5 protein-coding genes are annotated in these 7,743 nt (G+C 62.0%); 4 read left to right on the top strand and 1 reads right to left on the bottom strand.

The window, feature by feature from the left end; genetic code table 11:
- Positions 1–152: 152 nt before the first annotated feature.
- Positions 153–1,271 (bottom strand): DUF3048 domain-containing protein, encoded by a 1,119-nt coding sequence (locus I6E42_RS11860; protein ID WP_235372222.1) that lies wholly within the window; start codon positions 1,269–1,271, stop codon positions 153–155.
- 314 nt (positions 1,272–1,585) lie between these two features.
- Between I6E42_RS11860 and I6E42_RS11855 the strand changes: the two genes are divergently transcribed.
- From I6E42_RS11855 to I6E42_RS11840, 4 genes are all read left to right on the top strand, one after another.
- The gene (locus I6E42_RS11855) at positions 1,586–2,497 is read left to right on the top strand and encodes a phosphate acyltransferase (RefSeq protein WP_235372221.1); all 912 of its coding nucleotides are present in this window, start codon (positions 1,586–1,588) and stop codon (positions 2,495–2,497) included.
- 273 nt (positions 2,498–2,770) lie between these two features.
- Positions 2,771–3,574 (top strand): SDR family NAD(P)-dependent oxidoreductase, encoded by an 804-nt coding sequence (locus tag I6E42_RS11850; RefSeq protein WP_235372220.1) that lies wholly within the window; start codon positions 2,771–2,773, stop codon positions 3,572–3,574.
- 510 nt (positions 3,575–4,084) lie between these two features.
- Positions 4,085–5,920 carry an NAD(P)-binding protein gene (locus I6E42_RS11845; protein WP_235372219.1) on the top strand — a complete coding sequence of 612 codons (1,836 nt, stop codon included), beginning with the start codon at positions 4,085–4,087 and terminating at the stop codon, positions 5,918–5,920.
- A complete protein-coding gene (locus I6E42_RS11840; protein WP_235372218.1) occupies positions 5,914–7,659 on the top strand; it encodes a [FeFe] hydrogenase, group A in 1,746 nt (581 codons plus the stop codon). Before I6E42_RS11845 ends, I6E42_RS11840 begins: the two co-directional genes overlap by 7 nt.
- Positions 7,660–7,743 lie beyond the last annotated feature (84 nt).

Raw genomic sequence — 7,743 nt, 5'->3', positions numbered from 1 at the left:
TTTTCGGCCCTCCTCCAGCACGGGAGTGGGGCGGGACATGAGCCGGGGGGTGGGGGCGTTGGGCAGGTAGAGCCGGGTGATAGCCCCCTCCTCGGCCCCCAGGGCCATGGGCCCCAGGGGGGTTTCAAAAAAATAGAAGTCCATATGGCACATTACTCCCAGGTCACATTGGTCTTTTGGCTGACGATATTGATGTAGCTGTTGCCCACGGCCAGGGGCATGAGATTGCCGGAGGCGTCGTAGAAGGAGAGACAGTCGGTCTTGTCCGCCCGTTTCCAGGTGATCTCAAAGAGTTGGCCCTCCTTGGCCAGATAGCCGCTGCCCTCGCCGGTGGTCCGGACGGACTGGCGGCCCTTGTCATCCCCCTGGATGGCGGACACGTCGGTGAGCAGTACCAACACATTGGTCGCTGCCACCTGTTCGCCGGTATTGCCGTCGGTGTAAGGGGCGCCGTACTCCTCTACCAGGAATTTCTGCCGCGTCTCGTCCCAGGTGAAGACTCCGGTCTTATAGCTGGAGAAGGGGACGGTCAGCTTGCTGATGGCGGCCGCGGGGGTGCCGGCGCCTTCGGCGAAGGTCCAGCCCAGGTCAAAGCCGTCCTTGTGCTCCAGGGTCACCTTCTTATAGGTGGGCAGGAGCTCTAGGATCTTGTCCCCGGAGGTGAGGACGGAGTGCTCCAGTCCGGCATTTTTCCGCCGGTCCGGGTCCCGCCAGAACAGGGTGCCCTCATAGGGACCGTTGACGCAGTCCAGGGCGGTGACACCCCAGTTCTGAATGGCGTCATAGGCCTGGGGGCTGCCGCCAGCGTGGAGGTAAATGGCGTCGTGGCCAAAGGCCAGGGAGACATAGTAGTCCCGGGCGGAGCGGACAGTGCCGATCTCACCCACCCCTTCCACGCTCTGGAACACCCCCATCATCCGGGTGATGCCGCCTTCAGCGGGCATCTCATAGATGATGTCCGCCTGGGACACCCCCAGTTGGGGCATGGCCCTTTTGTGGTTGTTCAGCATGATGGCGATGGGGCGGTTCTGGCCGATGTCGGTCTCGCAGCCCTCGCCGGTGAGCGGGTTCACATAAGGGAGGGCGGGCTCCGGTTCCGGTTCGGGTTCCGGTTCCGGCTCCGGTTCCACCGGGGCGATGGCGGACACGCTGGGCTCGTCTGGCATGGAGCTGGCGGCGGAGGAAGCGGCTTCCTCCGGTTTGCCGCAGGAGGCCAGGGGCAGGACCAGGAGCGCGGCGAGCAGCAGAGACAGCATACGGTCGATCTTCATGGCGGACCCTCCCAAATTTTAACTTTGCTGCCTCTATCATACCGTTTTCGACCTGATTCTGTCAACCGGGAGGAGAGAAAACGCCCGGTGAAATCAGAGCGGCGCTGGATACGGCAGATGGGAGGGGAGAAAGGAAAAGAGTTGCCAAAAGGTGCGGCTTTTCACAAAAAAGTGGAGAAAACTGGAATTTTTATAACAAATACTCTTGTGCTGGAGAGAAGAAGGTGCTAAAATATACCACACTGGTCCTCAGCTTTTTTGAAATACCTGAAAGCCCTGGATGAGATCGGACATGATGGAAGGAGACAGCAGATATGGCACTGAAGAATTTTGAGCCCATTGTGGAACGGGCCAAGCAGATTTCCCAGCCCAAGCGGGTCGTCATCGCCGGGGCGGATTCGGAAAACATCCTGTTGGGGGCCTTCGAGGCCCAGGACGCCGGCTTTGTCACGCCCGTGCTGGTGGGTGAGGAGAGCAAGATCGTCCCCATGCTGGAGCGGCTGGGGCTGAAGGACAAGCCCTACCGGCTGGCGGCTACCCAGCCGGGGGAACAAGTGGCCCAGGTGGCCGTGGACCTGGTCAACCAGGGTGAGGGCGACATGCTCATGCGGGGCAATACCCAGACCCGGGAATTTCTGCTCCCTCTGCTGGTGCCGGAGAACGGCCTGCGCACCGACAAGCTGCTGACCCACATCGACCTGGTATGTATGCCGGAGTATCCCAAGGTCATTGCCATTGGCGATGTGACCGTGACCATCGAGCCCAACCTTCAGCAGAAAAAGCTGATCATCCGCAACATGGTGGAGACGCTCCAGGCGGTGGGCTATGAGAAACCCAATATCGCCCTGTTGTCCATGGTGGAAAAGGTGGCCTTCCACATGAAGGACACCGTGGAGGCCCAGGAACTGGTGCGGGAACACCGCCATCGGCCCATTGCGGGCTGCGAACTGGTGGGCCCCATCGCCTACGACCTGATCCTGTCCAAGGAGGCGGCCCGGCTGAAGGGCTATGACTGCCCCCTGTGTGGGGAGTTCGACGGGATCATAGTTCCCAGCCTGCTGGCGGGCAACCTGATCGTCAAGTGCTGGCAGATGCACGCCCACGCCCAGACCTGCGGCGTAGTCATCGGCGCCAAGGTCCCCGTGGCCCTCACCTCCCGCAGCGATGACAAGGAAGTTGCCTTCCACTCCCTGGCCTTCTGCGCGGCCTTGGCGCAGGAAAATTGAATCAAAGCCTCCAAACACCCGGCGCCGCATCTTGCGGCGCCGGGTGTTTTTACCCCAAAATGAAAGAACATAGAGATATTATTGTGCACTGCGTTGACAAAACTGAATTAATATGATATTTTTATATGTAAAATAACTAATTTATTGAAAAGTAAAAAAGACGCGGAGGAGGGAACGCGCGGCTTTCGGTACACCAGATGGCCGCAGCGTCCAGTATGACCGTGTCGTTTGAAGCATATATTATATAAAAGGTATCATAAGGAGGTCGCAGTAATGGACAGATTGAAAGATAAAGTTGTCATTGTCACCGGTTCTACCAGCGGGATCGGAATCGGGATCGCGAAGCTCTGTGCCGCAGAGGCGGCCCAGGTGGTCATTACCGGGCGCAACGTGGAGCGGGGCCAGAAGGTAGTCAGTGAGATCGAGGCCAGCGGCGGAAAAGCCTGGTTCCACGCCTTTGACCTGACCAGCACCGATTCTATGCACGCCCTGATCGCCGATACGGCCCAGAAATTTGGCCATATTGACGCCCTGGTCAACAATGCCGCGGGCATGGGACTGAAGGACGGCAGAGTGGATGAGCTGACCCTGGAGGAGTTCAATACTGTGGTGACCACCGATCTGGGTGGGACGTTCAACATGATCAAGGAGGTCCTGCCCTACCTGCTCAAAAATGAGAAGGGCGGCAGCATCGTGAATATCGGATCCATGGCCAGCGCCGGCGGCGATCTGGGAACGGTGGCCTACGCCTGCGCCAAGTCCGGCGTGGATAAGCTCACGGAATATGTGGCCTGCATGTATGGACCCAAAAATATCCGCTGCAACTGCGTCCGTCCCGGCCTGATCGTGACGCCGCAGAATGAGGGACGGATCCCTGACGCGCTGAAAAATATCTTCTTGTCCAACATTTTGGGCACCCGCTACGGCGGACCTGAGGACATCGGGTATCTCTGCGTCTACCTGGTCAGCGACGAGTCGGACTATATGAACGGACAGGTGCTCACCTGTGACGGCGGCCTGAATTCCCACACGCCGACCGTGGCCCAGTTCCGCGCCATGGCTGGCCGCACCTGGTGACGCAGGCGGCGGAGGACATGGGAGACACTCCGCTCTGAAGCATGGAATACAGCCATATTGCCGCCCGGCGCCGGGATATCCGGCGCTGGGTGGCTTTTTCATAAAATGAAAGAAAAGATAGTGCGGAGTTGCATAAAGTGTTGACAAAGAATGGGAAATGTGGTAGGTTCATACACATGTAGCAGAGAGAAGCGAGGGAAAATTCGTCAAGGCATAAAAAACGCCTGAAAGGAGGCGGGGCGGTCCTGTCGAAATGAAAGGGAGCATTGGGACCTGAGAGGCGAAAAGAGCCGTGGCGATTCCCTGCGGCAGCGGCCTGAGGACGGCGGGCTGAAGCGGAGCGTTCCTCCGCGAAGAAGCAACAGGATCCGGTCCAGTCTGAGAGAGCGGTTCAGACGGGATGGGGTCCTGCGGACACGGCCTGGGGAAGCCGGTATGTCTGCGATTTGGAAAGGACCCATGCCGGCTGGAAACCGGATGGGCGCTTTCAGGATGAGGAGGAAGATAACAATGAGCCGATTATCCATTGAGACGCCGGGACGGGCGCAAACCGTCCTGGGCGGGCTCCACCGGGATATGGAACGGCGAATCAGCGCCAGTTCCCCCGGGCTGTGTCCGGTGGACATTTCCTTGAACTACCTGCGTCTGTGCCATGCACAGACCTGCGGCAAGTGCGTGCCCTGCCGCGTGGGCCTGAACCAGCTGGCGGTCCTGCTGGAGCAGGTGCTGGACCGCACCGCCACTCTGGAGACCATCGACCTGATCGAGCGCACCGCCCAGGTCATCGCCGATTCCGCCGACTGCGCCATCGGTTACGAGGGGGCCCATATGGTGCTCAAGGGTGTCCGGGGCTTCCGGGAGGACTTTGAGGAGCACATCCTCCACGGCCGCTGCATCTGCGGCCTGAGCCACCCCGTGCCCTGCGTCTCCGCCTGCCCCGCCCATGTGGACGTGCCCGGGTATGTGGCCCTGGTGCGGGAAGGCCGGTATGATGACGCCGTCAAGCTGATCCGGAAGGATAACCCCTTCCCCTCCGCCTGCGCCTACGTGTGCGAGCACCCCTGCGAGTCCCACTGCCGCCGCCGCATGGTGGACGACGCTGTCAACATCTGCGGCCTGAAGCGCTTTGCCGTGGACCATTCCCAGCCGGTGGTGGCTCCCCCCTGCGCCGAGCCCACCGGGAAGACTGTGGCTGTGATCGGCGGCGGTCCCGGCGGCCTGACTGCGGCCTATTACCTGTCCCTTATGGGACATGAGGTCACCGTGTACGAGCAGCGGCCCAAGCTGGGCGGCATGCTGCGCTACGGCATCCCCGACTACCGTCTGCCCCAGGACATCCTGGACCAGGACATCGCGTACATCCTGTCCACCGGCATCAAGGTCCATACCGGCGTCTCCATCGGCAAGGACCTGGCCATGGAGGACATTCAAAAGAGCTTTGACGCGGTATACATCGCCATCGGCGCCCACAACGACAAGAAGCTGGGGCTGGAGGGCGAGGATTCCGCCAACGTGATCAGCGCCGTGGCCCTCCTCCGGGGCATCGGCGAGGGGAACATCCCCGACTTTACCGGCAAGAAGGTCTGCGTGGTGGGCGGCGGCAACGTGTCCATGGACGCTACCCGTACGGCCAAGCGCCTGGGCGCCGAGAGCGTCACCTGTGTCTACCGCCGCCGGGTGGAGGACATGACCGCCCTGTCCGAGGAGATCGAGGAGGCCATGGCGGAGGGCTGCCAGATCCTGCCCCTCCAGGCCCCGGCCCGCATCGAGGCGGACGAGGAAGGAAAGGTGGCCGCCCTGTGGACCCGTCCCCAGCTGATCGGCCCCTATGGCAAGGACGGCCGGCCCAAGCCTGTCAATGCCGATACCAAGGAATTCCGCATCCCCTGCGACTATGTGATCGTGGCCATCGGCCAGGCCATCGTGGCCCAGCCCTTCGAGGCCATCGGCGTGACCACCAACCGGGGCGCCATTCTGGCTGACCTGACCAGCGCGGTCCCCGGCGCGGGCAACGTCTTCGCCGGCGGCGACGCCGTCTCCGGCCCCGCCACGGTGATCCGGGCGGTGGCGGGCGGCAAGGTGGCCGCCGCCAATATCGATACATATCTGGGCTTCGACCATAAGATCAGCTGTGACGTGGAGATCCCCCCCGCCCACTTTACCAACACACCGCCCTGCGGCCGGGTGAATCTGAAGAGCAACTGCACCCCCGACTGCAAAGGCAATTTCTCGCTGGTAGTGGACGGCATGAGCCTGGAGGAGGCCAAACAGGAGTCCAGCCGCTGCCTGCGCTGCGACCACTTTGGCTACGGAAGCTTTAAGGGAGGGAGGAACACGGAATGGTAACCTTGACCATTGACGGCCAGAAGATCCAGGTACCCGAGGGGACCACGATCCTGGAGGCGGCCAAGGCCGCCAATATCCGGATCCCCCACCTGTGTTATTTGAAGGGAATCAATGAGATTGCCGCCTGCCGCGTGTGCTGCGTGGAGGTGGAGGGCGAGCGGGCCATGGTCACCGCCTGCAACAGCCCGGTGATGGAGGGTATGGTGGTCCACACCAACTCCCCCCGGGCCCGCGCCACCCGCCGGACCAATGTGGAGCTGATCCTGTCCCAGCACGACTGCAAGTGCGCCACCTGCGTGCGCAGCGGCAACTGCCAGCTCCAGGCCATCGCCAACGACCTGGGCATTCTGGAGCTGCCCTATGAGACCCAGCTGCCCCGGGGCCTGCGGGGCGCCTGGACCACCACCTTCCCCCTGTATCACGACTATAACAAGTGCATCAAGTGCATGCGCTGCATCCAGGTCTGTGACAAGATCCAGTCCCTGAACATCTGGGATGTGTCGGGCACTGGCGGCCGTACTGTGGTGGATGTGTCCAACAACCGGGTCATCAAGGACTCCGACTGCTCCCTGTGCGGCCAGTGCATCACCCACTGTCCCGTGGCGGGCCTGCGGGAGCGGGACGACACCGGACGGGCCTTCGCCGCCCTGGCCGACCCGGACAAGATCACCGTGGTCCAGGTGGCCCCCGCCGTCCGTACTGCCTGGGGCGACTATTTCGGCCTGAGCCGGGAGGAGGCCACCATGGAGCGGATGGCCGGCACCCTGCGCCGGATGGGCTTCGACTACATCTTTGACACCAATTTCAGTGCTGACCTGACCATCATGGAGGAGGGCAACGAGTTTATCCACCGCCTGAAGGCGGGCGGCCTGACCCGTTGGCCCATGTTCACCAGCTGCTGTCCCGGCTGGGTGCGCTTCCTCAAGGGCCAGTATCCCGAGTTGACCAACCAGCTGTCCACCTCCAAGTCGCCCCAGCAGATGTTCGGCAGCGTGGCCAAGAGCTGGTTTGCCAAGAAGCTGGGCGTGGAGCCGGAGAAGATCTTCTGCGTGTCCATCATGCCCTGTCTGGCCAAGAAGGCGGAGTGCGACCTGCCCACCATGCGCACCGAGCACGGTCCCGACGTGGACATGGTCCTCACCACCCGGGAGCTGGTTCGGATGATCCGGGCGGATAAGCTGGACCCCGCCTGTATTCCCGAGGAGCCTTTGGACGATCCCATGGGGACCCACACCGGCGCCGGCGTTATCTTCGGCGCCACCGGCGGCGTGATGGAGGCGGCTCTGCGTACCGCCGCCTATGTCCTCACCGGGGAGAATCCTGATCCCGACGCCTTTGCCGCCGTCCGTACCGGACCCGGCCTGCGGGAGGCCACCTATGAGGTGGCCGGTATCCCCGTGCGCTGTGCCGTGGTCAGCGGCCTGGGCAATGCCCGGAAGCTGGTGGAGCAGCTGAAGGCGGGCAAGGTCCACTATGACTTCGTGGAGGTCATGGCCTGTCCCGGCGGCTGCGTGGGCGGCGGCGGCCAGCCCATCGACCTGGAGGACAGGGAGCTGTATGGCGTCCGGGGCCAGCGCCTGTATGACCTGGATAAGGCCAACACCATGCGTTACTCCCACGAAAATCCTCAGATCCAGGCTCTATACGAGGAGTTCCTGGGCGCGCCCCTCAGTGAGAAGGCGGAGGAGCTGCTGCACACCAACCACAAGGGTTGGGATATGCCCAACCAGCAGGCGTAAAGCGCCCTGCGTTGAACATGCGGATAAACGCGGCCGGAGCCTTTGCTCCGGCCACGTTTTTGTTGTATTTGACGAAATGTTACG

It is taken from the genome of Pseudoflavonifractor phocaeensis (genome assembly GCF_021531815.1).
Classification (GTDB): domain Bacteria; phylum Bacillota; class Clostridia; order Oscillospirales; family Oscillospiraceae; genus Lawsonibacter; species Lawsonibacter phocaeensis_A.
The sequence above is the reverse complement of the archived record's forward strand: the minus strand, read 5'-3'. Positions and strand labels throughout refer to the sequence as shown.